Genomic DNA, 25,066 nt, shown 5'->3' with positions numbered 1-25,066 from the left:
GTTAATCCTTAATACATTTCAAATAACCATCTGGAGCAACTGTAATTAATAACTTGCTCTCTATTTTTTTATCAATCTCAAATCGATCGTTATTTTTAAGAAATTCCCATACTGCCGTTTTAGGATTATTTCCTTTCCCCCAGGGTCGATCTCCCGATAGTGAATCGGGCATGTCTTCTACTAATGTATCAAAGACAATCAAGTAGCTATCTTTTGTAACTAGTCTAGAGTAGATTTTTAACTCATTTAAAACATGTTCGTGAGTATGATTAGAATCTAAAATTATTAAAACTCGCTGTTTATTTTTAGCGAAGTCGAAGACTTTTTGAACAGTTTTATCATCGATAGAAGATCCTTCTATCAATGTGATACGCTTAAACATTGGATGTTTTTCAATCTCGCTACGATTGTGTTCTCTAATATCAATATCTATCCCCAATACGTCCGCATCTTCCCCCACTAATTCCAACATTGAGGCATGAAATATTAGCGAGCCGCCATGAGCAATACCTGTTTCAATAATTAAATCTGGTTTCAGATTCCAAATTATTTCCTGCATTGCCAACATGTCTTGTGGGAACTGAATAATTGGTCGTCCCATCCAAGTAAAATTGTAGGCATATTTATACGGAGTTATCTCACGCAACCAGATCCGCGACAAAGCTTGAACATCTGGATCATCTTGTAAATTTTGGATGTTATTTTCAACTTCGGCTTGAAATTTAGTGGTTTCGTTCATTTGACAGCTTCCTTCCAATATATTGTTTCTGAATTAATAAATTCTTTTCCTATGGTGCCAACATTAGCAATTAAATCTAAGGTGGATACATATGGTGTAAATTCTCCATGTAATTGTGGATATGTATTTTTGCGGTAGTCCATATACTCTACATTAATATTACTTTCTTCAAATAAAAAATGATCTAAGTAGTTTTTAGCACCGTGTCCAGTAATATAAATATTGCCATCAAGGTATTTAACAATATCTAAAACTCTTTCTGAGCTTGTACCTTCCAAACCAATTCTTGATGAATATAAAAATTTATCCGATCTAGCAAGATTAAAATATTTACATATTGCCAAAATACTATTTATGCTCAGATCGCAAATCGTCGTGGCTGGCTGACTATAAACTGAACTAACAAGATCGAGCATATCTTGTTTATAAAGAGCTTTAGCATATACTTGCTTTAATAAATTAAGATGTGACTCTCGCCAATTTTGGCGATCGTTTATTCGGACTTCTCTAATTTCTTGACCTAGTTTAATACCATCTAAAGGTACAGTCAGCCATTTAGAGCCATCAACTGTTTTAATTTGAACTCGATTAACAAAACTTCCTTTTGAAAATTGAACATCATCATAATGAACGTAAGAGTCTGCAAGTCGTATTTGCTCAAATAAACCGATCCATGGAAATAGCATTGGTTGCGATATTACTATTTTTTTCATTTATTTCACCTCAATAATTTCTCCATTGCAACGACGTTATGCAATGTTCCTTGATTGTAAAAATGTTCTTGATATATTCCTATTTTCTGATATGTAAGAGTTTCATATAAATGTATCGCCACCTGATTTTTCTCTAAAACCTTCAGAGTTAGTTTTCGCAGGTTAAATATTTCTTGAGTATATTGTTCGATCGCATTAATTGCCTGTTTTCCATAACCTTTGCCTTGATAAGATGAATCTATACAAATTCCTAATTCTCCATGCCTATGAACAAAATCTATGTTAGTGACTTGAATATATCCGCAGGGGAGATCCGTAGTTATTTCTGCAATTATAAAAAATATAGATTGAGGATTGTTGAGGTGATGGTTTAACCAGTCTCGGACTCTTTGATTATTACTAGCACGGGGTAAGCTCATAAGCATAGCTTGTAATTCTAGATTATTACGCATCGCGACCATTAAAGCTAAATCTGAATCTTCAGGTTGCCTTAATCTAATTAGAGATGCCTCAACTGTTATGTACTCCATTTAACTATTAAAGATAGAAATATTCATGTGTATATTCGTGCCAGTTATCGATCTCCGCTATGCTACGAGAGCTACCTTGAGGATTGAGACCTACATAGACAAGCTCTGTTGATTTGTTCAATTCTTGTGGAGATAAGATCGGCTTTTCTAATAAGTATTTACCTTGACGATAAGGGCTAAGATCTATAAAACATTCAACTCGCTCTAAATTCTCTAAGCAGGTAGCAATAAAAGTGCCGTAAAATCCAGAGCCATAAATTGCTGCAAATTTACAGCTACTATGTTCTGCTTCAAAATATCTAATTTTAGTCGTAATATTATACCAGTACTCAGCTATCGAGGTTACTTCTCGTTCTAAATCGGAAATAGCATATTGACTAGGTTGAGATACTACTGATGAAGATTTATTTATCGATCTCTTTTTAGCTGTAACTATAAAAGCTCCATTATGGGATTCTGGATCGATATGAATTGCTTCAAATCCAGTATTTTTTAATAAAACCTCTAGGGAGTTCTGAGAGAAGTGATTGACGTGATCTATTACTATAAAGTCAGCTATGTTCGTATATGTGTTTGGTACTATACCATAGAAGACACCCCCAGGTTTAAGTAATCGTTCGATAGTTGTTAGCATCTCCTCTGGTTTTGTAACATGTTCTAGGGCGAAGAAAGAAGTTACCAGATCGAAATATTCATCCCATTCTGGTTTTACTGTATAAGTAGCCCAATTATTAGAGTGAACAAATTTATCCCAGAATGGGATGTACATTTCACTGACATCGAATAGATGTGGAGTCAGATCTGTACGAATTTTAACTAGCTTCTTAAATATGGAACTTTTAGCACATCCATAGTCGAGAATTTGTGCATTTTTAGGTAGATTAACTTTGGTTAATAAAGTTTCTACTTGATGGTCGATTCGGTATTTTTTATGACCATCGATAGTTTGATATAGTTGATCTTCTTCTTCTGTCTCAATTAATATTTTATAAGACAAGTCATAATATTTATCTATATCACTCAGTGGTGTTGTCTGTGAGTGGCCACAATTCTTACAGAAGAATACTTCTGTTTTTTGTGGATACACTTCACATAAAGATGTAATTGAAATATTTTCTTGAGAATAGAAAATAGCGGCTTCTAAAGGATACTTGCAAATATTACATTTCACGATTTTTACCTAATTATTACAAAAAAGTTCTGGGTGGACTTCTTCTACATTTACGCCTGATGCAAAAGCTCCTTTCCATCCTATTTTTATCCCGGTTGGTTCGGTAAAATTAAAATACCGCATTTGCATAGACCACCTCGATCTTTGACTCATATTTAAACCAGAGCGATGTAATGTGAGAAAATCAATGACTATTAAATCACCTGGTTGGGTTAAGGGTGATATATGTGGGTAAGAGGCAATTAAGCTTGCTTCATTTATAATGGTTAATGCATAAGCACCTGATTTCTCAGAATTATTGGCATCTTTTGTGTATACAGGTACTAATCCATCTTTGTGGGAGCCAGTACAAAATTCAACAGGCCCTAAAGATGAGGTCACTGGAACTAGAGAACTCCAAAATACCAAGCCATCTAAACTACGAAATTGGGCCGGATAATCTTGATGCCAAGGTGCCCGATATTTTTCTTCGTAAGGATTATCAATCCTAATTCCATAACCTGCTGCTGCAATTCCTGGTAAATCGGTTTGACGGAGTTGAGAAAAGATGGCATCATGGCGAGAAGATGCTACCAGCCTAATGAATGCAGGTATTTGCTTGATTGCATCATAGACCTCTCCGCCAATTTGACGATCGTAAGCGATTAATTCTTGATAACCAGAATCAAAGGTTGCACTACTAAAGGGTAACTGTTCAATTGACAGATGATATTTTTTAATTAAAATATTAATAATATTATAAATAGCATACTGAATTGGCTCAATCTCTGTTGTAATATCGTAAAATGATTTGATAATCAATACGCCATCACAATGAAATTCTTCAACTTGTGCTGTTGTTAATAAATTTACATTTTTATTCATAGCCTTAAAATCGTACTTGCTTTTTGAAGAAAATCATCATAACTACGATCTCGATTGTTAATTACACTTACCATCAGCGGCATATCAATCCCAAAAGCCGGAGCATTATAGATAGCTTCTTTCGTACAGCGAACTAATTTAGTCTCTGAATTAGAAGCTAATCGATGGTGTATCCCTCTTATTGTTCCCAGCTAAGAAGTAAAGGAAACATTACACTGGATAAAATTGCTATTTAATTCATGTTGCTGAAATTCATCAACGCAAAAGCTACGAGCTAAGAAGCCTCATTCGTCGGTATTAGGTTCGATTTCAATTAGATAGGTGCCAGAAATTGTGGTTGGGGTAAATCTCATAGGATTTCTAGTCGCGGAATGGGAACGACAAATTTACCACGCCAATCTCGAATTTGGGCCATTTGCTCGATCACTTCCGATCGCAGATTCCAAGGTAGAATTAATAAATAATCTGGTTTGGTTTCAGTAATTAGATCGGGATGATAAACTGGGATATGCGTACCTGGTAAAAATAGTCCCTGTTTGTGTGGGCTGCGATCGACTGTGTAATCGATAAAATCTGTCCGTACACCACAATAATTTAACAGGGTATTACCTTTAGCTGGCGCGCCATACCCCACCACCGATTTACCTTCATTTTTAGCTTGGATTAGGAAGGTTAGCAATTGACGTTTGATACTCTCGACTTGTTTGGTAAAGTCTAAATAGGTATCGATCGTATCGAGTTTAGCGGCAACTTCTTTTGCTTTTAACTCCGCTACTCGATCGGTTATAGCTAACTCAGTATATTCGCTATGTCTGCCATATATTCTCAAAGAGCCACCATGAGTTGGTAATTCCTCAACATCGAATAAAGTTAACCCATGCGCGGCAAATACTCGTTCGACTGTCAGGAACGAGAAATAAGAAAAATGTTCGTGGTAAATGGTATCAAATTGATTTTGCGTAATTAATTGCAGTAAGTGCGGAAATTCGATCGTAATAACTCCCGCTGGCTTAAGTAGTAGTTTCATTCCAGCGACAAAATCATTGAGATCTGGTACGTGTGCGAGAACATTATTACCTAATAGTAAATCTGCTTGCTTATTTAACTCGACTAATTCTGTCGCTGTCTGCACTCCGAAGAATTTAGTCAGAGTCGGAATACCTTTAGCTTCGGCAACTGCGGCGACATTCGATGCTGGCTCGATGCCGAGAACGGGAATATTTTGAGCCTGAAAATACTGTAAAAGATAACCGTCGTTACTAGCAATTTCGATTACCTGACTGGATCGATCGAATCCAAATCGCTCTACCATTAGATTGGTATATCGTTGGCAATGCTTGAGCCAGCTTTCTGAATAGGAAGAAAAATAAGCATAATTACCATCGCCAAAAATATGTTCTCGCGATTCGACTTCAGGTAATTGAACTAAGAAACAGCGATCGCATACATAAGTATGGAGTGGGTAAAACTTTTCAGATTTATCAACTTGTTCGCTATTTAAAAAATCATTAGAAATCGGCGATCCACCTAAGTTAACAAATGTATGTTGAAGCGGATGTTCGCAGAATCGACAGTGATTATCGCTCATTTTAATAATATATTTATAATTTTTAGCTGAATTCAGCTCTTTTATCTACTTGTGGTAGGGTGGGTTCGATCATAAATCTCTAGTACGAACGTCATTGATTGCATAAACCCACCTCTACAGTTTGATAGTGCAATGTACTTAATATTGCTAGTTGTGGACGATCTGTTGAATAGCTAGATCGGCAAGAGATAATTTCTCAATCGAGGCATAATCGACGAGCGAGCCAGATCGTTCTGCTAATTTCTGTCTTTGAGAGTCAAGGAAATTTTCATACCAAACGATCGTCTGTTCTAAGCCGCGATCGAGTGTAAAATTAGGCGTCCAACCCAAGATTTCTTTAGCTTTAGTAGCATCCAAAAACTGATGTTGGATCTCATTACTAGCTTGATTTTGAACGATTGGATTCAACTCGGAATCCATCAACTCGATGATTCGATCTACCAAATCTAAAACGGTAACTTGAGTTTCATTGGAGAAATTAAAAGCTTGCCCGTACAAACTAGAATTAGCGGCTAATTGTTCGGCAAGTAAAATGTAGGCAGCCGCACCATCTTCGGCATAGATATAGTCGCGGATATAAGTACCATTAGAACGAATTATAGGAGCTTCGCCTTGCAGGATCGATCGAATCGTACCGGGAATAATCCGATTCCAATTGAGATCGCCGCCACCGTAGAAGTTGCCACAGCGGGTAATTGCGACAGGTAATTTATACGTATGCCCGTAAGCTTGGGCGATTAAGTCCGCACAGGATTTGCTGACATCGTAGGGGTGCAAACCTTGGAGGGGGGTGGTTTCTACATAGGGGAGCGTATCGCAGTCGCCGTAGGCTTTATCTGATGATGCCATCACGATTTGCTTGACACTCGGACTGTGCCGACAGGCTTCGAGCATTTGCCACGTACCAGCGATATTCGTCTCAAAAGTTGAAATTGGGTTCCGATTGGCAATACCGACGATTGTTTGGGCTGCTAGGTGCATTACAGTGTCGATTTCATATTCCCCTAACACCCGTTCGAGGAACACTCGATCGCAGACATCGCCACGGACGACTTTGACACGGTCGATCGCACCAGAGCGGATCAGTTCGGATTGTGGTACCGCATCTCGAATGACACAGACAACATCTGCATCTAAACCTAATAACCGTTTTACCAACCAGCCACCCAGCAACCCTGTCGCTCCAGTGACTAATGTCGGTCGATTATCCCAAAAACTATTATTTATACTCATAACCAATACATCTGCCTACGATACCAACCCACTCGCTTATTGTTCCCAAACTTGCCAGGGAGGATTACCACTTTGCCAGTAATTTTCCAAGTTGTGTTTATCGCGGAGGGTATCCATACATTGCCAGAAGTCATAGTGACGGTAAGCCGCCAACTGTCCGTCAGCCGCTAAGCGTTCTAATAGCTCGACTTCTAGTCCCGCACTATCATTATTTAAGTATTTAAAAACCTGGGGTTCCATTACTAGAAATCCCCCATTGATCCAGCCTTCACCCGCTTGTGGCTTCTCGGTGAAATTGGCAACTAAATTGCCTTCGATAACTAACCCCCCAAATCTCGCTGGCGGACGGACAGCACTTACTGTTACCCATTTGCCGTGGGATTTATGAAATTCTAGCAACCGTTGAAGATCGATATTACTCACGCCATCCCCATAGGTAATCATGAATGTTTCATTACCAATGTACGACTCCAGCCGCTTGAGCCGTCCGCCAGTATTAGTTTGGACTCCAGTATCGAGCAAATGGAGTTTCCAGTTTTCGCATTCTTTGACTTGTGGTTGCACCGAGCCAGTGGCGAGATCTAGACTCATACTTCCATTGAGAGTGTAGTAATCCAAGAAATAGCGTTTGATATATTCGCCCTTATAGCCCAATGCCACTAAAAACTCATTAAAGCCATAGTGGGTATAGTGTTTCATGATATGCCAGAGGATCGGACGACCACCGATTTCGACCATTGGCTTGGGCCGGATTTCGGTTTCTTCAGTCAGACGCGTACCTAAACCACCTGCTAAGAGAACGACTTTCATAGGACGAGTTGATGGGTAGTGAATAAACCCTTTGCCAACAACTACTTAGAAGATTTAGTAGGTTGCGTTGGCTCAGTTGATTTTAGAGTACCCACTTTTTTTGCTTCAGCCATCTGTTTATCGATCGCATCGAGCAGTTCTTTGTACTGAGTATTGGTGGGATCGAGCTTGATGAGTTGTTCGAGAGCAGCTTTAGTGCCGGGAGCATCACCTTGACGCATTCTAATCGATACCAAACCTTTAAGTGCAGTTTGATTATTTGGTTCGCGTTTTAAAACTGTGGCAAAACCTTTCTCTTCGGCTTGAAGTTGGGCATTCTGAGATTGGGCAGCTTTTTCACTAGCAGCGGGTCGATCGAGGGAACTGCCAATCATACCGCTTAGTCCCAATACAGTCGAACAGAGAAAGGCAAGTCCCGAGCCAATTACAAATACTTTTGTCAATGTACTTTTTTTACTGTTTTCCACGATCTATTTTACTCCTGACAATTATGTGTATGGCCTGAGGGTCTCGATTGCCGTAAGCGCAGAGCGCAGGCTAAGCCAACGCGACGCTAAGCGTTGGCTTAGCCTCTCGGAGAGAAGAGAAGGCAGACCAAGGGTCATCGAACTCCAGCCATTCTTCTAAGTTACCAACTTTCGGCTATTAACTATCATTTTGAATCAAAGTTACCTAATCTATGTCAGTATCTATAAAAAATTCAGTTAGGGCTACATTTAGAGCGAAGTTGTCCCGGCTATCGCCGAGACTGTTCTTACAAATCGGCTGCATTTTGGGGGCATTTGCAGTTGTAATCTATCTACAAATTCCCCAACTAGCTACAATTAAGCATCAACGTAAAAGTATGGATAAGGCGGCTCTTCAGCGTGAAGAAGCTAAAGCCAAAGTTAGACTTTCGATCGCCAAAAAAATGCCAACATTTGGATATAATAATCTAGTTGCTAACTGGTATTTCTTAGATTTTATTCAATACTTTGGCGATACAGAAGTCCGCCGAAAAGCTGGATATGCATCAGCAATGGAGTATTTTGACGCGATCCTCGCTAATGACCCTCGATTCCTCTATGGTTATTTCTATCTGTCGAGTACTGGTTCTATCTATGCTGGTGCGCCTGAGCGATCGGTCGAAATCATGAATCGAGGATTGAAGTCACTATCTCCTAAAGTTCCCGAGCGCGGCTACTATATTTGGAGACTCAAGGCTGTAGATGAGTTACTATTTTTGGGTGATGTACCTGCTGCGCGAAATTCGATGCAAAATGCGGCTAATTGGGCTAGTCAAAATGCCGATCCAGAGGCTCAAAATGTGGCTCAGCTTTCCCAAAATACCGCTAATTACCTAGCACGCAACCCCAATAGCAAACAGGCTCAATTTGATGCCTGGAATATGGTTTTAAATGCCGCAGTAGATGATTTTGTGGCTCAGCGGGCGATTGCTGGTATCAGATCTACTGGTGGAAAAGTAACAATTAGTCCTACTGGAGAATTGAAGGTAGAACCTCCAGCAAAAGATTAGAGGTTTAACGGGAGTAGATGCCAGACTAGCGACGGCTAGGGCTTTTGAGCCAGAAATGATGCATTGGAATTTCTGGCTCAGAAGGCTGTCATAGGCATTGCATTCCATCCGAGGAGCAGATTGCCAGAGCAGGACCGGATCGCGCCAGCCAAAATAGAGAGTACGTTGTCCCTAGTAAAGAGTCGGAAGTAGTAAAATGTATTGAAATCGGGACTAAGGGTACTGAAATGATAAATTAGACTTCGTTTGTCAGTTAAAATTCCTAGCAATTTTCGCAATGATAAGGTATCAATAAAGATGCTACATTGTTACATAAACTCTAAACCCTAGCATTCACCCACCCACTCATCTACCCCTATTCGACTGCATGGATTTATTAGAGTACCAAGCTAAAGAATTGTTCCGAGATGTCGGCATTCCGGTATTGCCATCCCAGCGGATCGATCGACCGGGGGATCTTAAGGCATTGCGGATTCCTTATCCGGTAGTATTAAAATCGCAAGTTAGCGTTGGCAATCGGGGCAAAGCTGGGGGGATTAGATTTGTCGAGAATACCATTGATGCGATCGCGGCAGCCCGGACGATCTTCAATTTGCCAATTTTGGGGGAATATCCCAATGTGCTGTTAGCAGAGGCGAAATATAATACCAGTCAGGAGTTTTATCTGGCGATCGTGATCGACAGATTAGCCTGTCGTCCGGTATTGCTCGGCTCGACAGATGGCGGGATGAACGTTAATACCATTCTCGATCGCATTCATCAGGTAGTCGTATATGAAGAGTTTTCCTCTTTTTACGCGCGTCAGCTCGCGTTGAAAATGGGACTTAAAGGCGAAATCATGTTGGCAGTGAGTGAGATTATCGAGAAGATGTACCTTTTGATGCGATCGCAAGATTTAGATTTGGTCGAAATCAATCCTTTGGGGGTCGATCGAGATGGTGCGGTGATGGCATTAGATGGCAAAATTAGTGTCAACCATCATGCTGTCGGCAGACATCCAAATCTTCAACCCTGGCAGATGGTAGATGTCGCGCGCAATCGTTTGGGTACTTTATCGCCGCTATTTAATGAAGTCGGAAATATCGGCATTCTGTGTAGTGGCAATGGTTTAGCCCTAGCCATGTTAGATGGTATCGCCCAAGGTGGGGGTCAAGTGGCTCAATGTATCGTCGTCGATCCCGCCTGTACTGAAGAAATCCAGATCGCACTCGATCGCATTGGCGTGAATGTCAATAGCGGTAGCGAGGGAGCCGAATCGCCGTCTATCGATGTTTTACTGGTAAATTTTGTCGGTAGTGAGATCGATAGTTGCCAACAAGTGATGCAATATCTGGCACGCGATCCCCACATGACGATTATCTGGCGAGTATTAGAACCAGACCTCGATCGACTCGCAGGATTCCTGCCATTATCTATTAAACTGGTCACTAATTTCGATCGCGCGATCGCACAGACTTTGAAGCTGGCTAAACAGTGATTTAGGCTTTAGGTTTTAGGCTTTAGGCTTTAGGTTTTAGGTTTTGGAACTGCGTTCCTACAGTCCCTGTCTCCCCCTCTCCCCCTGTGTCTTGTCTCGCTCCCACTCTCCCCTCCCCCTATTCCCTCAATGACGATCGATCTGCAACTAGATAGCCGCGTCCTAATTCAAGGAGTGGATAACCCCTTAGCACTGGCGGCAATAGGGCGAATGCAAACCTATGGTACTAAGATCGTAGGTGTTGTTAGTGCTGGAAAAGGCGGACAACAGCTTGGAGATCTGCCAGTTTTCGATTTGGTCGCACAAGCGCAATCCGTGCTAGGGCCGATCGAAACTAGTTTGATTTTTGTACCTGCTTATCAAGTATTAGATGCCGCACTCGAAGCTATTGCCGCTGGGATTCCGCAATCGATCGTCATTGCCAGAGGCGTACCGCCACTAGATATGATTCGGCTGTTGCGTCAGGCGCGGATTACCAATACCTTGATTCTCGGTTCTGGAAGTGCGGGAATAATAATTCCCGATCGATTATTACTGGGCATTTACCAACCGCAATTATTCAGTCCTGGTAGAGTGGCGATTATCAGTCGCAATCAGAGTTTAACTGCCGAAATTGCCAGCGAATTAAATCAAGCTAATTTAGGTCAATCGATCGTCATCCATATCGGTAGCGATCCGCTGGTTGGCTCCTCCTGTCGCCTGTGGCTAGAATGGCTGCAATCCGATCCCTTAACCGAATCGATCGTGCTTGTGGGCGATATTTGCTGGGATTCCGAAGCAGCTACGGCGGCTTATCTGCTCTCTCAACAGGGTAAACCTGTAGTGGCTTATCTCGCGGGGATTCATGCTAGTACGCCGCACCCGCTCACCGATGCCGCGATCGTCTTAAGTCATACTCTCTCGAAACCGATCTATCATTCCGATACGATTCAACAACGGCTGGAGACTTATAAGCGAGCCAAAATTCCTGTCGCCAAAAAGATCGGGCAGATTCCGCATTTGATTAAGAAGTTAGTCGGTAGGGTGTAGATGGGTAGATATGTGGATGGCTGCTGTGCGATCTCAACTCTAACTACTCCTACCTCGTGGGGTAGCGATTTGTGTGATTTGACTCCAGCAGATTTTGTTCGAGTAATTGGTGTAGTTGGGTTTCGTTACATTCTACTCAACCCATAACTACTCTCTACCCTCTACTCCCAGGTACGGAAATCCCGAAAAGCTACACACACCCGATCGCCATACAATGCTGGTAACAAAATATAAGTAGCGATCGCGGATAGCCTTATGACAGTGCTAGAACAAGGTAACATTACCATCCATACCGAGAATATCTTTCCGATTATCAAGAAATCTCTGTATACCGACCATGAAATTTTCTTACGCGAACTGATTTCCAATGGTGTCGATGCCATTGGTAAACTCAAGATGGTGTCGTTTGCGGGTGAGTTTAGCGGTGAAATCGGCGAGCCAGCCATTCAAATTTCGATCGACAAGGACAAGAAAACGCTGTCGATCTCCGATAATGGGATCGGGATGAGTTTGGATGAAGTCAAAAAATATATCAACCAAGTTGCTTTTTCGAGTGCGGAAGAATTCATCGAAAAGTATCAGAAAAATAGCGACCAACAGATTATCGGGCACTTTGGTTTAGGTTTCTATTCCTCGTTCATGGTGGCGAGTCTGGTGGAAATCGATACGCTCTCTTGTCGGGATGGCTCGACGCCAGTACACTGGTCTTGCGATGGTTCGCCTAGCTTTGAGATTAGCGAATCTAGCCGCACGGAGCGCGGTACGACAATTACGCTGACGCTGCAAGATGAGGAAGCTGAATATTTAGAACCAGCGCGAATCAAGCAATTAGTCAAAACTTATTGTGATTTCATGCCAGTGGCGATCTCGCTCGACGGCGAAGTTATTAACAAACAAAAAGCACCTTGGAAAGAATCGCCACAGAATTTAACTAAAGAAGATTATCTCGAATTCTATCGTTATTTATATCCGTTTGAAGAAGATCCCTTGCTTTGGGTACATCTGAATACCGACTATCCATTCGCGCTCAATGGAATTCTGTATTTTCCCAAGTTACGCCCAGATTTAGATTTGACCAAGGGACAGGCTAAACTATTTTGCAATCAGGTATTTGTGAGCGATCGCTGCGATGAAGTGATTCCCAAATTCTTGTTACCATTGCGAGGTGTTATCGATAGTACCGATATCCCACTGAATGTTTCGCGGAGTGCTTTAACTAGCGATCGAACAGTGCGGCGGATCTCCGATTATATCTCCAAAAAAGTCGGCGACAGACTCAAAGAACTCTATCACCAGCAATTCCAAATTCAAAAATCTAGGAAGAGTTGGCGACCAGAGTGGAAGCCGAGCCGTAAAGCATGAAATCAATCAAAGAAGGCCAACTCTCAAAGAGTAAATATTTGGTAAGACTGAGGATATCTTGAAAAAAGCCTTTACGAGTAACACGCTTGAGACGAATCTGTCCATATGCAAGATCTGTTAAATGCAAAACAGTGTGAAAAAGGAATGCCAACAGGTTCAGCGTCAATAAACAAGCAGCTAAATGCTGCTGACCATGCCCAAAGTTATGCTCCAGATGATATCCCTTTGTTTTGAGCACATTATGATTTTCATTTTCGGTCTTCCAACGACATCGACCAGCCGCAGCAACCAGAGGTACGCTCTGTTCGTTTAATTCATGGCGGGTAATAAATGAATTTTCATATAATATTTCTCCATCTGATTGGCGGGTATGGATTAGTTTACACCAATTGACCTTCATTGCTGGCTGGGAGTCCCTTAGAGGAATTCCATTCACATATTGATAGCTATATAATTCGCTTGAATTGCTGTTCCACTGTTTCACTTCTAGCTTTTTCACCTCGCCAATACCATCCAAGTATTTCAACCAATCATAAACAGCAGTATGAGACGTTTCTAAACAGGTAAAGATAAAGTTCATTCCCGACGCTATCACCTGTTCACACATTGGTTGGTGACTGTAGAGGTCATCTCCGAGTAGAGTGATTGCTTGTCCTTGGAATTCTGGGGCATGAGTTTTGAGCCATCGTTTAGCTGCTGCCACTTCGCAGTCCTGCTTCTGGTGACCATCTTGAGGTGTGATGAATTCCGGAGCTAAGGAAATTACTTGAGATTGCCCAGGCGCAACTATTACAGGCAAAATGGCACTGTGGAAGTAAGTTACTGTGCCATTTTTGTGGGTACGGCTCGAACAGCATTTACAGTTGAGTTTGTGCGAGTCAAAATACTGAGTTCCATCCAGCGCAACTAGTAATCCACCGAGATATTCAAACGGTTTCAAGTGACCTTCTCGTCTTAAAGACTGATAGACGTGATTGAATACTCCAAATAGTGCTGTGGCTGAAATTTCATCCAGGATATTCCGAATTTGCGGCACTGTTGGGATTTTAATCATGCCAAACAGTGTCTGAGCATTGCTTTTGCCCTGATTGCTATTCATGTGCCGCTGATGTTCTAAAAAGGATTCGCTTTGCATGAAAAACATCGAAAATGCTCCCAACACAGCATCTCTGATGGTGTATTTAGTGCCATTGCTGGCAAGGCGCGGATCTTTCATCTGAAGAATTGCTCGGTTCAGATAGACTATCAATACCCCAAAACTCAGCTTCATTGGCTCCATTCTGCTTCTCTTTTTGAAGTCTCTCTATTCTCCTGCTCACCCTACCAAGTTGTCAAAATCTGAATTTGGAATTGCTGACTCTATCACGACGATCGCGAGGCTTATACCAAAGGTTGGGAAGACTTAAGCACCTTTATCAAATTTGGTTGTCTGAACGATGATAAATTCAAAAAGCAAATTGAAGACATTATCATCTATCGCACCACCTTTACCGCTCCTCCAGCCGCCGCTGAAGGTACGGAGGAAGGCGATGATGCTTGGAAATCTGCGACGCCGAGTTTGCCTTATACGACTCTGAATGAATACTTAGAGCGCAACAAAGAGCGTCACGCTAAATCGGCACCAGCCACAACGGAAGGTGAAACCGAACCTAAGTACGAAAATCGCGTTTTTTACGCCACAGACGAAGCCAGTCAAGCACCATATATCCAACTCCATAAGAGTCAGGGTTTAGAAGTCTTGTTCCTCGATTCGTTTATCGATACGCACTTTGTCAGCTTCCTCGAACGCGAACATAGCGATATCAAATTCTCGCGGGTAGATGCCGAATTAGATAGTAGTCTGATTCAAGCGGATGACGCGCCCGAAATCATCGATCCCAATACCAACAAAACTCGCAGCGAACAGATTCAAGAAATCTTTACTACCGCACTAAATAAACCCAAAGTTACGATCCGTACCGAATCACTCAAAGGTGATAATAGCCAATCGACACCACCTGCGATGGTATTATTACCCGAATTCATGCGGCGGATGCGAGAAATGAGTGCGATGATGCAGCAACAAGCTGTTGAGTTTCCAGAGGAGCATATTCTGGTAGTCAATACCGCGCATCCACTGATTCAGAACTTGGCAAATATTAACAAAGGATCGATCGTGGGAACGGAGGGAACTTCGCCGAATCAAGATTTAGTAAATCTCGTCTGTCACCACATCTACGATTTAGCTTTGATGGCTCAAAAAGGAGTAAATGCCGATGGAATGAACGCATTTGTGGAGCGTTCCAATCAGGTGTTGACAAAGTTAACCGAAAGATAAAAGTATCGCAATCTATATGGTGGGCATTTTGCCTACCATTAGAGAAACGCATGTACATAAATAGAATCTTACTCAAACAGCCAAAATAAATACAGTTAAGTCTCGTTCTGAATCGGACACTACCGCTACATGACTGGCAATCCCGATCGAGCTGTTGTGGCGAAGTTCGTAGGGGAGAGTCCGAACGCGATCGAGCGGAACGCAGACGATCGTCGGGACTGAATCGATCGGAATTCCAAATAGCTGTTGTCGTTCGCCCGTGAAAATGACGATTGCATTTGGTGTCGATAGTGAGACTCCACTCAGGCGATGGTGTAGATCGAGAATCTCCACATCCTGAGTCAAACTAAAATCTTCACCGATAAAAATACTACTAATCACGCGATTGATTTTGGTAATCGGAATTCCAAAACTCACTTCACCGATATCAAAAACAATCAGTTCGATCTTGGGGGTAACTTGCTGGGTACTTTCCAACCATTTATTTGAAAGAGTATTGGCAACCATAGGGGTGGGTGGATGGGTGGATGGGTGGATGGGTAATGAGTGCCTAATCCTTAAATCTTTAAATCCCGCTCGTCAATTATCTTCTCGATCGCCATCATAAAATCTTGTTCGAGATAAGGCTTGATGAAGTAGTCAACGGCACCCAAATGAGTAGCAAATTGACGGTGTTTATTATTACTGCGAGAAGTGAGCATTACTACCGGAATTGAAGTTAAGGCGGGATCTTGGCGATAGATATTAAGAAATTCAAAGCCGTTCAGATTGGGCATTTCGACATCGCAAACAACTAATTTAATCTCACTAGTTTTCTGACGGAGCAGCTCGAGTCCTTCTTGTCCATCCTTGGCTTGAAAAGTGCGATAGCCATATTTTTCTAGCGATAGACACAGACTCTGACGGGTAGTCACTGAGTCATCGATGACCAGGATCGCCCTACTCGCGATTGAGACTGGTGGCGGGAGATTGGGTAAAACTGGACAACGCGGTCTTTCTACCAATACCTGCACGATCGTGTGTGGATCGAGTACTGGTAAGATGACGCCATCGCCTAGAATCGTGCAGCCATAGCTGTAGCTAGGCGGTCTAATTGCCTTACCAAATGGGACGATTGTTAATTCTTGCTCGGTAATCAATCGATCGATTTGGAGTCCGACGAGTCGATCGCCACGGCGAATTAGTAATAGTGGTGGTAGCCAGTCTGGAGGGTTACTGGCACTACTTTTGAGGGTATGAGAAATGGTGCGCTCGGAGATCGGCACCGAATAGGGAAGTAGCTCGATAAGATGATAAATCGGGATCGTGAGATTGCGCCAATGAAATATTTGTCCGGAATCGTTCTGCGTCAACTGCTCCGGTAGTGGGATGACAATTTTTTGGATACTATCAGCCGGAAAAGCATAGACAGCATTACCGACTTGGCACACCATCAATTGTGCGATCGTTAACGTGAGTGGAATCCGCAGGATAAATGTAGTGCCTATACCTACCTGGGACTCGATCTCGATCGTCCCTTTAATTGCTTGAATTTGCTCTTTGACAATATCCAAACCCATTCCCCGTCCCGACAATTTAGTAACGCGCTCGGCTGTAGAAAAGCCAGGAGTAAATAATAAATCGAGGAGCCGTTCTTCGCTTGCCTGTCGTGCCTCTGCCTCAGTCAGAAGGTTGAGGGCGATCCCCTTAGCCGCGATCGCATCGAGATCGATGCCGCGACCGTCATCGGCGATCTCGATGACGGTTTGACTGCCTTGATGGTAGGCGGTAATTTCGATCGTGCCGCGCTCTGGTTTGCCCATCACTTGACGAGTGGCGGCAGAGTCGATCCCGTGGTCGAAAGCATTGCGGAGTAAATGCACCAGCGGATCTAGCAATTTGTCGATCGCTACCCGATCGACTAACACCCCAGCTCCAGTAATTTTGAGATCGACGGGCTTATTAAATTCGATCGACAAATCGTGCAGGGTGCGGGGAAACCGATTGAGAATTTCACCCAAGGGCAACATCCGCGCCCACATCAGCTCGTCCCGCAGATAGGATAGCAGTTGTTTTTGGCGATCGATCTGACGGTAAGAGCGATCGCCAAATAGCGACAAATCTTCGATCTGCTCTTCAATTTGAGCTATTTGCTCGATGGTGGCTTGAGAAATATCATGGAGTTCGCTATAACGGTCTAGTTCCAAAGCATCGAATTGTTGGCTCAAAGCTAGATCGAGTCGTAGTTCGGACTGTGCTGCGGCAGTCGCGGGAGGGAGTTGAGTCGAAATAACCAACGTGTCGGCAATCTGCCGCAGCCTGTCGCCAATGGTGTGGAAATTTTCACATTTCGAGCGCAGCAGCCCCAAGGTCTCCTGGCACTGTTCGTTGTAAAGAGCTAATCCATGTCGTTCGATCGCGATTTCGCCCATGAGATTATTCATTCGCTCCAAGCGATCGAGCGCGACTCTGATCGACAATTGGGGCGCAGTGGCGGGAATAACTTTCCGCGCTTTTTTGACCCGGCGCGGCTTGAGAATTTTAGACGTGGCTGTAAATGTCGATGGCTCGATCGGTGGTAATCGATCGAAATTATTGGTAATCTCGGCTACTAATAACCCAATTTCGGCGCGATGGGCGATCGGTAATAAATCAGGGATGGCAGGGAGATCGAAAATATCTACTAAGTCAAAGTTCAGATCGACTGCCTCATCGAGTTCGGGATCGAATGTCTGGGTGGGTATAGGCAGCGTCTCGACTGTGGCATAGCTTGCCGCAGCACTCGGCGGCAGATCGAAAATATCTACCAAGTCAAAGCTCAGATTCAAGCGATCGATGCTCTCTAATGTTGCGTGGGAAGTAGATCTGTCGGCAACAATCGTAGCAAATTCACCCTCAGCAGCTTCAGATAAAATCGGTGCGAACTTATCGAGCGGCTGAATATGGCGATCGATCGCATCGATCGTCTCGGCAAGATCGGCGATTATCTCCACGCCCAAATGTCCCGCGTACCATTGACGATCTTCAGGATCGAAGATTAAATCGAATTCTTCATCTATTCTATCGAAAATCTCTTCGAGATCGAATGAGTCTACAGCTAGAGATGGCGGCTCGTCCAGTAACGTCTCCAGAGCGGACATTGTGACGTTAGGTTGTGTCGCGCGTGGTGGCTCGGCAATCAAAAATGCAAAGCCAGGAGAGATCGTCTTACAGTCAGCTCGTTGGCGCAGCCGTTCGCCCGCTGAATCGGCAATCAGCACGGCATCGAGGGTTTTATAAAAGTCTACTAACGCAAAACAACAAATTTCGCGGGCGCGATCCGGATGACGATCTAAAGCACTAATAGTGGCATGGGCGATCGCCCCAAATCCAGGCGTATCGGTGAGTGTGGCAATTCCTGTAAATACTTCGGCTTGGGCGCGAAACTCGCCGACGACAATGGCATCGCATTCGGGGTCTAGGAGGACGCGTTCGAGTCTAGCTAAACTTTGGGCGACGTCTACTTCAAAAATCGATTGGGTCAGATCGACGCCACTGCTGAGCCGATCCGCGGGTAATTGTTGTCCGGCAATTACAAAGTGACCGATCTCATCGTCCAAATCGGCCAGGATAATCTGGATCTGGGTAGAGAATTCGGCGGCTAAAGTCGTGCCATTAATTTCGGCAGTGACTAGTCGTTCTAAACCATCATAAAGTTGAAATAATAGTAGCTCTAAATTGCGATCGAATGGTAATTCGGGATGATTGAGTACCCGAAAAATATCTTCGACTTGATGTGCTAGGTCGGAGATTGCCTCCAAGCCCAAACTAGCCGCTCCACCCTTGATCGAATGCGCTGCCCGCAGCAACGCATTGACCTTTTTGGCACTACGATCGATACTCAGCGTTACTAGCTCTGTTTCAATCGTCTGCAACATTTTGGGCACTTCCAAGCTGAACAGTTGATAAACTCGATCTCGTAAGTCAGGCTCGATGTACATAAGGCTTTAGGCTTTAGGTGTTAGGCTTTAGGTTTTAGGTGTGAGGCTTTAGAGACTAGAGAAGAGAAGATGAATTGAGGATGAGGAATATACAGCACGGGAGTATTAATAGATGCTATGAGCGAGCGAGCCTAAAGCCTAAAGCCTAACTCCCTTACTCAATCTTGAACTGACCGACATTTTTTTGTAATTCCTGAGCGAGGGTGAGTAGCTCTAGGAAGGAGGCTTGGACGTTATCGGCGCGCAGTGAGGTTTTGTGGGAGATATCGGCGACGCGATCGATACTTTGAGTCACTTGCAGTGAATTTTCGGATTGGAGCAGTGCGGCTTGGGCGATCGATTCGACTAGTTCGCCGATTTTGGTACCGATCGCCGTAATCCGATCGAGGCTCAAGCGGGTTTCATCGACTAGTTTGGTACCGATGACTACTTGTTCGGTACCTGCTTCCATGGCGGTGACTACTTCGCTCGTCTGTGCCTGAATGCTGGCGACGAGATTCTCGATTTCCCCTGTAGCTGCGGCAGATTGGCGCGCCAGCGAGCGCACTTCTTCGGCAACTACCGCAAAGCCGCGACCTTCTTCACCCGCACGAGCGGCCTCAATACTGGCATTGAGTGCAAGCAAGTTAGTTTGCGCGGCAAAACTACTAATCAGGTTGACGACTTTAGAGATTTTTTGAGAAGATTCGCCCAGTCGCTTGACTTTTTTAGCAGTTTCGGCTACTGTGTTGCGAATCGTTAAAATCCCCTCTACCGCAGAATTCATGGCAGCATCGCCAGCTTTGACTAACTGCGCCGATTCCATTACGGCAGACTCGGCGATCAGAGCGTTATTCACGACTAGTTCGATCGAGCCAGCCATATCTTGGAGGCGACGCAGGGCCAGACTGATATCTTCAGATTGCTGTAATGCCTCGATCGACAGTTCGGCAACAGAAATTTCGTTGATATTAGTGGTGCTGACCACTTGCTGCGAGACGTTACGCACTTTCCCAACCAGTCCCCGCAAACTCTCGACAGTAGAGTTGTATGAGTCGGCGATCGTGCCGATCTCGTCTTCGGTGACATGAGCGCGAATTGTCAAATCTCCTTGACTGATCCGATCGACTTGGATCAGCAGATCCCAAGCATTCTTTTGCAGTAATTGTCTAGCCGCTTCTTGGCTGGCGGCATATCCAGCTTGTTGGAAATTGGCAATCTCCAATTGGCGGACTAGCTGCCCTTGATTGAGTGCGACCCCAACTTGAGCCGCCAGTTGGAGCAGGAGATCGATTTCCGATTGCTGCCACTGACGCGGCAGCCGACACATAGTGCCGCTAAATAGTCCAAAGAATTTGTTGTTGACGATAATCGGGGTAGTGACGATCGATTTGATGTGGATTTGGGCTAAATTAGCAATTAGCTCGGGACTAAAGTCCGTTGTTTCGAGACTGTCAAGCTGAATGAACGAACCTTCTGCATAACCTTTACCCAAAATCTCAAACATATGGTCGGCTGAAATCGTGGCACCAAGGATCGAAAATTCGTCCGCTGCCACCGATTCGGCGACGATCGTCCCTTCACCTTGACCGTTACTATCTACTACCAACATGCTTGCCCGATCGAGTCCTAATGCCGTGCGAATCTCTGGTAAAGCGATGTTGAGAATTTCGGTTTCGTCGATCGATTGCCGTAGTTTGAGCGTAATTTCCGAGACTAACTGCGATTGTTTGGCAGCGGCTTCGCGTTCCTCGATCAGCGATGCCTGATTGAGTGCTAAAGCCAATTGGGTCGCTAATTGATTGAATAAATTAATTTCTTCTGGTTGCCATGCGCGCGGTTGTTGACATTCGTGCCCGATCAATAAGCCAAATAAGTGACTGTCGATCGTAATCGGTACGACCAAATTCGCGCGGACTTGCAGACTTTCTAACATCTGAATGTGACAATCTGTCAACCCAGCTTGATAGATATCGGGAAAGGAAGTGATTTTACCGTGCTGGTAACCCGCATCTTTAATACAACAATCTTCGATTCGTTCGTTGAGAATCGACAGCTTGCCCTCTGCGACTGATTCGGCAGTAATTTTCCCGTTATAGTTGGCATCCAGCTCGAAAATAACCGCTCGATCGAGATCTAGTGCATAGCGCACGAGTTCGACAGCAGTAGTCAAAATATCTTGGCGTCTGAGCGATTGACGTAATTGCAGCGTAAAATTGGAAATAATCTGCGATCTGCGCGCATCATTTTCGCGTTGGGCAAATAGTTGCGCCTGATTGAGTACCAAACTAATTTGATCGGCAATTTGGCCGAGTACCTCAATCGTATCTGACTCCCAAATGCGCGGCGCATCACACATATGCCCGATAATCAAGCCAAATAATTTGTTATTGATAATAACGGGCAAGACCAAATTCGAGCGGACTTGCAAGCGTTCGAGCATTTGAATGTGACAATCTGTCAAACCTGCTTGATAGATATCATCGATCGCCGTAATCCGTCCTCTTTCGTAGCCTGCACCGTGAGTTTTTTGCAGACAAGTATCGTCGATCGTCTGCCCCAAAATCGATGGTTGATCGGGGGCGAGCGATTCGGCCACGATCGTCGTTTCCCAACTGTCATTGAGAGTCAAAAACACCGCTCGATCGAGTTCGAATGTCTGCTGAATATTTGCTAGAGCCATCGCGATAATCAGATCGCGATCGAGTGACTGCCGCAGTTGGATCGAGATTTCGGAGAGTAAATTCTGCTGTGCCAGCTTTGCAGCGCGCTGGGCGATCGACTTGCGGCGATTGAGCACTAAGCCAATTCGATCGGCAACAGTGGTAAATTTGTCAGTCTCGGCTTTAGTCCATTTGTGGTCTTCGGCGCACATATGTCCGACGAGCGATCCCAAGACTCGATCTTCAAATAAGATCGGCGTCACCAATCGCGCGCGGATCTGGAGCCGTTCGAGCAAAGCGATATCATCGGCTTTGAGTCCGCCTTGTTCGTTGAGATTGTAAATATTAGAAATGCGATCTGGTAAGTCATCTTCACAATCGCGATCGATCTCATACTGTAAATATTGCTCTAACATTGTTTCATCCGACGGCACATAGCTTGGATCTACTGCCATGGCGACAATTTGGCTCGATTGTGGCGCACTCAAGCCAATCGCCAACACGCGATCGAGATCGAACTCCTGACGCACTAACTCTAATGCTTCTTCTAGCAGCCCAGTGGATTCGCTCAGATCGTTGACTTGTAGTGCCTGCGACAACATGTTCGTGCGGCGCAATTCTAGTGCTTGAAGATTCCAAGTGCTAATCTGGTCGATGGCTAAACTCAAACGTTGGGCTGTTTGGGCACAAAAAGCTACTTCCCAAGATTGCCACTCCCGCAAGTGACTACATTGATGGATCGCCAGTAATCCAGTGAGTTCGTTACCTCCTAAAATCGGCACGACGATCGTCGATTTGAGCTGCATTTTGGCGACAAACTTCCGTTGCTTCGTACTCAGTTGGAGCTGATTGTAGTCTTCAATTATCGAGTTTTTACCTTGCTGGTATCGCGCCCACTCTTCTGGTGATTCAGCAAAATAAACGGGTTCGACTAGCGTCGAGAGTGCTATGGCATAGCCATCGGCTGCTGATTCGGCAACTACTACTGCACTGCTATCTGGGTTGCAACGATAGATCGACACTCGATCGGCCTTAAGGATATGTCGCACTCCATTGACACTAGTATTGTAAACTTGTAGTCGATCGACCGATTCCTGAGCGGTGAGCGCGATTTTGCCAAATAACTTGTTAGCTTTTGCCGCCAATTGCTGCTGTTGCAAAGTGTTATTAAAGTTAGCAACGAGTTGGTTGAAGCTATCGGCTAGTTCTTGAAATTCATTAGTATTCCCCGGTTCGACTCGGACGGAGAGATTGCCGCTAGCGGCTTCGGTAAGTTTGGCGGTGACTTGCTTAATCGAACTAGACAATTGGCGACTCGCCCACACCCCAATTCCCAAATTGATAAACCCGATCGACAGCAAAATCAGGATTTCCACCCATTGATAAATTGAATGTGTTTCTGGGTGCTCAGCCTGTGCCTCGGCTGGGGACGAGTTAGGCATGGCGATCTTATTTACAGCCAACCATCCACCCAACCCAACTGGTATGACCGCCGAGCACAAAATCATCAGCACGATTTGCTGTTGTAATGTTCGTGACTGCTGCTGTGCTGGCTCACTCCGGCGACTAGCGACATCTGAGCCGTGAATTTGAGTCAGATCTGCACGTTCTTCCTCGATCCAAGCCAATGAGTCGGCATCGTCATTAGCTGTTCGCTTCGCTAGACTAGATTCTTCTGGGACAGTATTAGTTGTTGTTTGGGCTTCTTCTCGGTCGATCGTATTCATCAGTTTATGGCGATAAAAAATAGTTTTAATTCATCTAGACATCAGCATGAAAATCGGCTCGATCTAAGATCGATCGCCCATCCAACACCAGCAAATTTTCACCCGTTACCGATTGCCACACCCCCCGCGACCACGGTAATAATTCAGGATAGATGTGGTTCGGTGCGCGAATATGAGTCGTCTCTAGCGAGTGCCATTCGATCTCCGCAATGGCATCTACGACTAAGCCGATCGTACTTACCGATCGATTTTCGCCAGATCCATGACTTAGATCGCTCTCGGTAATACTTGTTAACACGATTGTCGGCTGGAGACTCCGATCGGTGCGAGCTGAAGTGTCCAGCCCTAATAATTTGGCCAAATCGACAATCCAGAGGATTTCGCCCCGCCAATTGTAAACACCCATTACCGTCGGTGGTAGATGGGGCATCGGTACCACTCGATCCAGTGGAATGTTCAATAGTTCGGTAACTTGTTGGCGTTGCGGTCTTGACGCACTTAAATCGGAGGTTTCCTCCGATTTAAGTGCGTTCGCGTTCGCGTTTGCGAAGCGTTCCGAAGGAAAGCGTTCCGAAGAGGAGCCTTCCCGAAGGGAGCTGCGTCGTTGCTGAGTATGAGCATCGATCTCAATTAAAGCCACGAGATCGGGTTGAATCGTAAATCTCAAAAATTGCTGCTGCTTCAGCGCGGACTCAACAACTGATGGCGATCGACGCATTTGACTATCGCTGGCTACGTTCAATATATTTACCTCAACAATTACCGTAATTTATGCTTTCCTAATCGATATTTCGGCTCTCCTGCTATTTTGGGGAAATAGTCTACTTAAACATCAATTGAGCGTGCCATCAAAACCCCTTTTCCCTTTCCCCTTTCCCCTTTCCCCCTTTCAATAAGTCTTGCTTATCACCATAACTGCTGGAGAGCCGATATTTCTTGTAAGCTAGAGATAGTTCGATCGATGTATTCGCTTGAATTGGCCATATTTAATTACCTAACTTTTGAATGACATCCATAAAGTCGTGTCTATTTACTGGCTTGGTCAAGTAGAGATCCGCCCCTTGTTTTAATCCCCAAAATCGATCCATGTCGGTATTCTTTGTCGAACACATGACCACTGGAATCTTTTCTGTTTCTGTCTGAGACTTGATCGTCCGACAAATTTCAAAACCACTTCTGCCTGGTAAAACTACATCTAAAAAGACAATATCTGGTTTGTTATTACTTAAATAAGTCAAGGCTTCTTCGCCATTCATTGCCGTAATTACTCGCCAGCCTAAACTTTCTAAGTAACTAGTCAAAATCATCAGATCGGTCCGAACATCCTCAACAATCAATGCTGTAGATATTTTAGTTGCCATAAATAATAGATAAATTTAAATAGTTAGA

The 25,066-nt window shown here is 44.1% G+C and carries 18 protein-coding genes and 2 pseudogenes; 5 read left to right on the top strand and 15 right to left on the bottom strand.

Annotated features, from left to right (window positions below; translation table 11 throughout):
* Window position 1: 1 nt before the first annotated feature.
* The 9 genes from CHA6605_RS17765 to CHA6605_RS17725 form a co-directional block, all read right to left on the bottom strand.
* Window positions 2–739 (bottom strand): cephalosporin hydroxylase family protein, encoded by a 738-nt coding sequence (locus CHA6605_RS17765; protein WP_015160790.1) that lies wholly within the window; start codon window positions 737–739, stop codon window positions 2–4.
* Window positions 736–1,452 (bottom strand): WbqC family protein, encoded by a 717-nt coding sequence (locus tag CHA6605_RS17760; protein ID WP_015160789.1) that lies wholly within the window; start codon window positions 1,450–1,452, stop codon window positions 736–738. The genes CHA6605_RS17765 and CHA6605_RS17760 overlap by 4 nt, the downstream gene beginning before the upstream one ends.
* A 5-nt stretch (window positions 1,453–1,457) precedes the next feature.
* Window positions 1,458–1,982 carry a GNAT family N-acetyltransferase gene (locus CHA6605_RS17755; protein WP_015160788.1) on the bottom strand — a complete coding sequence of 175 codons (525 nt, stop codon included), beginning with the start codon at window positions 1,980–1,982 and terminating at the stop codon, window positions 1,458–1,460.
* Between the two features lie 7 nt (window positions 1,983–1,989).
* Complete coding sequence (locus CHA6605_RS17750; protein ID WP_015160787.1) at window positions 1,990–3,153, bottom strand: class I SAM-dependent methyltransferase; 1,164 nt, start codon at window positions 3,151–3,153, stop codon at window positions 1,990–1,992.
* A gap of 9 nt (window positions 3,154–3,162) precedes the next feature.
* A complete protein-coding gene (locus tag CHA6605_RS17745) occupies window positions 3,163–4,017 on the bottom strand; it encodes a phytanoyl-CoA dioxygenase family protein (RefSeq protein ID WP_015160786.1) in 855 nt (284 codons plus the stop codon).
* A gap of 349 nt (window positions 4,018–4,366) precedes the next feature.
* On the bottom strand, window positions 4,367–5,605 hold the full coding sequence (locus CHA6605_RS17740) for a class I SAM-dependent methyltransferase (RefSeq protein ID WP_015160785.1): 1,239 nt from the start codon (window positions 5,603–5,605) through the stop codon (window positions 4,367–4,369).
* Window positions 5,606–5,752: 147 nt separating this feature from the next.
* Complete coding sequence (locus CHA6605_RS17735; protein ID WP_015160784.1) at window positions 5,753–6,838, bottom strand: GDP-mannose 4,6-dehydratase; 1,086 nt, start codon at window positions 6,836–6,838, stop codon at window positions 5,753–5,755.
* A 36-nt stretch (window positions 6,839–6,874) separates the two neighbouring features.
* Window positions 6,875–7,648 carry a glucose-1-phosphate cytidylyltransferase gene (gene rfbF / locus CHA6605_RS17730; RefSeq protein ID WP_015160783.1) on the bottom strand — a complete coding sequence of 258 codons (774 nt, stop codon included), beginning with the start codon at window positions 7,646–7,648 and terminating at the stop codon, window positions 6,875–6,877.
* Between the two features lie 41 nt (window positions 7,649–7,689).
* Window positions 7,690–8,115 carry a tetratricopeptide repeat protein gene (locus CHA6605_RS17725; protein WP_015160782.1) on the bottom strand — a complete coding sequence of 142 codons (426 nt, stop codon included), beginning with the start codon at window positions 8,113–8,115 and terminating at the stop codon, window positions 7,690–7,692.
* Between the two features lie 212 nt (window positions 8,116–8,327).
* Between CHA6605_RS17725 and CHA6605_RS17720 the strand changes: the two genes are divergently transcribed.
* From CHA6605_RS17720 to htpG, 4 genes and pseudogenes are all read left to right on the top strand, one after another.
* Window positions 8,328–9,164 carry a hypothetical protein gene (locus CHA6605_RS17720; RefSeq protein WP_015160781.1) on the top strand — a complete coding sequence of 279 codons (837 nt, stop codon included), beginning with the start codon at window positions 8,328–8,330 and terminating at the stop codon, window positions 9,162–9,164.
* 367 nt (window positions 9,165–9,531) lie between these two features.
* Window positions 9,532–10,641, top strand: coding sequence for an ATP-grasp domain-containing protein (locus tag CHA6605_RS17715; protein WP_015160780.1), 1,110 nt, complete (start codon window positions 9,532–9,534; stop codon window positions 10,639–10,641).
* Between the two features lie 129 nt (window positions 10,642–10,770).
* Complete coding sequence (locus CHA6605_RS17710) at window positions 10,771–11,670, top strand: succinate--CoA ligase subunit alpha (RefSeq protein ID WP_015160779.1); 900 nt, start codon at window positions 10,771–10,773, stop codon at window positions 11,668–11,670.
* 255 nt (window positions 11,671–11,925) lie between these two features.
* Window positions 11,926–12,966 (top strand): annotated as a pseudogene (gene htpG / locus CHA6605_RS17705) (molecular chaperone HtpG); the annotation flags it as partial.
* A gap of 19 nt (window positions 12,967–12,985) precedes the next feature.
* On the opposite strand, the gene CHA6605_RS17700 reads toward htpG, so the two are convergent.
* On the bottom strand, window positions 12,986–14,311 hold the full coding sequence (locus tag CHA6605_RS17700) for an ISNCY family transposase (RefSeq protein WP_015158142.1): 1,326 nt from the start codon (window positions 14,309–14,311) through the stop codon (window positions 12,986–12,988).
* A 78-nt stretch (window positions 14,312–14,389) separates the two neighbouring features.
* Here CHA6605_RS17700 and CHA6605_RS17695 point away from each other — a divergent pair.
* Window positions 14,390–15,349: pseudogene (locus CHA6605_RS17695) on the top strand (molecular chaperone HtpG); the annotation flags it as partial.
* 72 nt (window positions 15,350–15,421) lie between these two features.
* Here the strand turns inward: CHA6605_RS17695 and CHA6605_RS31780 are convergent.
* The 5 genes from CHA6605_RS31780 to CHA6605_RS17670 all read right to left on the bottom strand — a co-directional run bounded on the left by CHA6605_RS31780 (window position 15,422) and on the right by CHA6605_RS17670 (window position 25,038).
* A complete protein-coding gene (locus CHA6605_RS31780) occupies window positions 15,422–15,856 on the bottom strand; it encodes a hypothetical protein (RefSeq protein ID WP_015160778.1) in 435 nt (144 codons plus the stop codon).
* 50 nt (window positions 15,857–15,906) lie between these two features.
* Window positions 15,907–19,308, bottom strand: a complete 3,402-nt coding sequence (locus CHA6605_RS17685) for a hybrid sensor histidine kinase/response regulator (protein WP_015160777.1) — start codon at window positions 19,306–19,308, stop codon at window positions 15,907–15,909.
* A 154-nt stretch (window positions 19,309–19,462) separates the two neighbouring features.
* The gene (locus CHA6605_RS17680) at window positions 19,463–23,677 is read right to left on the bottom strand and encodes a GAF domain-containing protein (protein WP_015160776.1); all 4,215 of its coding nucleotides are present in this window, start codon (window positions 23,675–23,677) and stop codon (window positions 19,463–19,465) included.
* Between the two features lie 34 nt (window positions 23,678–23,711).
* Window positions 23,712–24,419 carry a chemotaxis protein CheW gene (locus tag CHA6605_RS31775; protein ID WP_157260027.1) on the bottom strand — a complete coding sequence of 236 codons (708 nt, stop codon included), beginning with the start codon at window positions 24,417–24,419 and terminating at the stop codon, window positions 23,712–23,714.
* A gap of 244 nt (window positions 24,420–24,663) precedes the next feature.
* Entirely contained in the window at window positions 24,664–25,038 is a 375-nt protein-coding gene (locus tag CHA6605_RS17670; RefSeq protein WP_015160774.1) for a response regulator, read from the bottom strand.
* Between the last annotated feature and the right edge of the window lie 28 nt (window positions 25,039–25,066).

Origin of the sequence: Chamaesiphon minutus PCC 6605 (assembly GCF_000317145.1) — a bacterium.
GTDB classification, from domain to species: Bacteria; Cyanobacteriota; Cyanobacteriia; order Cyanobacteriales; family Chamaesiphonaceae; genus Chamaesiphon; species Chamaesiphon minutus.
The sequence above is the reverse complement of the archived record's forward strand: the minus strand, read 5'-3'. Positions and strand labels throughout refer to the sequence as shown.

What these genes read in the sequence shown, in the direction of transcription:
- CHA6605_RS17765 (WP_015160790.1), bottom strand. Translation starts at nt 739, where the DNA reads ATGAACGAAACCACTAAATTTCAAGCCGAAGTTGAAAATAACATCCAA.
- CHA6605_RS17760 (WP_015160789.1), bottom strand. Translation starts at nt 1,452, where the DNA reads ATGAAAAAAATAGTAATATCGCAACCAATGCTATTTCCATGGATCGGT.
- CHA6605_RS17755 (WP_015160788.1), bottom strand. Translation starts at nt 1,982, where the DNA reads ATGGAGTACATAACAGTTGAGGCATCTCTAATTAGATTAAGGCAACCT.
- CHA6605_RS17745 (WP_015160786.1), bottom strand. Translation starts at nt 4,017, where the DNA reads ATGAATAAAAATGTAAATTTATTAACAACAGCACAAGTTGAAGAATTT.
- CHA6605_RS17740 (WP_015160785.1), bottom strand. Translation starts at nt 5,605, where the DNA reads ATGAGCGATAATCACTGTCGATTCTGCGAACATCCGCTTCAACATACA.
- CHA6605_RS17735 (WP_015160784.1), bottom strand. Translation starts at nt 6,838, where the DNA reads ATGAGTATAAATAATAGTTTTTGGGATAATCGACCGACATTAGTCACT.
- rfbF (WP_015160783.1), bottom strand. Translation starts at nt 7,648, where the DNA reads ATGAAAGTCGTTCTCTTAGCAGGTGGTTTAGGTACGCGTCTGACTGAA.
- CHA6605_RS17720 (WP_015160781.1), top strand. Translation starts at nt 8,328, where the DNA reads ATGTCAGTATCTATAAAAAATTCAGTTAGGGCTACATTTAGAGCGAAG.
- CHA6605_RS17715 (WP_015160780.1), top strand. Translation starts at nt 9,532, where the DNA reads ATGGATTTATTAGAGTACCAAGCTAAAGAATTGTTCCGAGATGTCGGC.
- CHA6605_RS17710 (WP_015160779.1), top strand. Translation starts at nt 10,771, where the DNA reads ATGACGATCGATCTGCAACTAGATAGCCGCGTCCTAATTCAAGGAGTG.
- CHA6605_RS17700 (WP_015158142.1), bottom strand. Translation starts at nt 14,311, where the DNA reads ATGGAGCCAATGAAGCTGAGTTTTGGGGTATTGATAGTCTATCTGAAC.
- CHA6605_RS31780 (WP_015160778.1), bottom strand. Translation starts at nt 15,856, where the DNA reads ATGGTTGCCAATACTCTTTCAAATAAATGGTTGGAAAGTACCCAGCAA.
- CHA6605_RS17685 (WP_015160777.1), bottom strand. Translation starts at nt 19,308, where the DNA reads ATGTACATCGAGCCTGACTTACGAGATCGAGTTTATCAACTGTTCAGC.
- CHA6605_RS17680 (WP_015160776.1), bottom strand. Translation starts at nt 23,677, where the DNA reads ATGAATACGATCGACCGAGAAGAAGCCCAAACAACAACTAATACTGTC.
- CHA6605_RS17670 (WP_015160774.1), bottom strand. Translation starts at nt 25,038, where the DNA reads ATGGCAACTAAAATATCTACAGCATTGATTGTTGAGGATGTTCGGACC.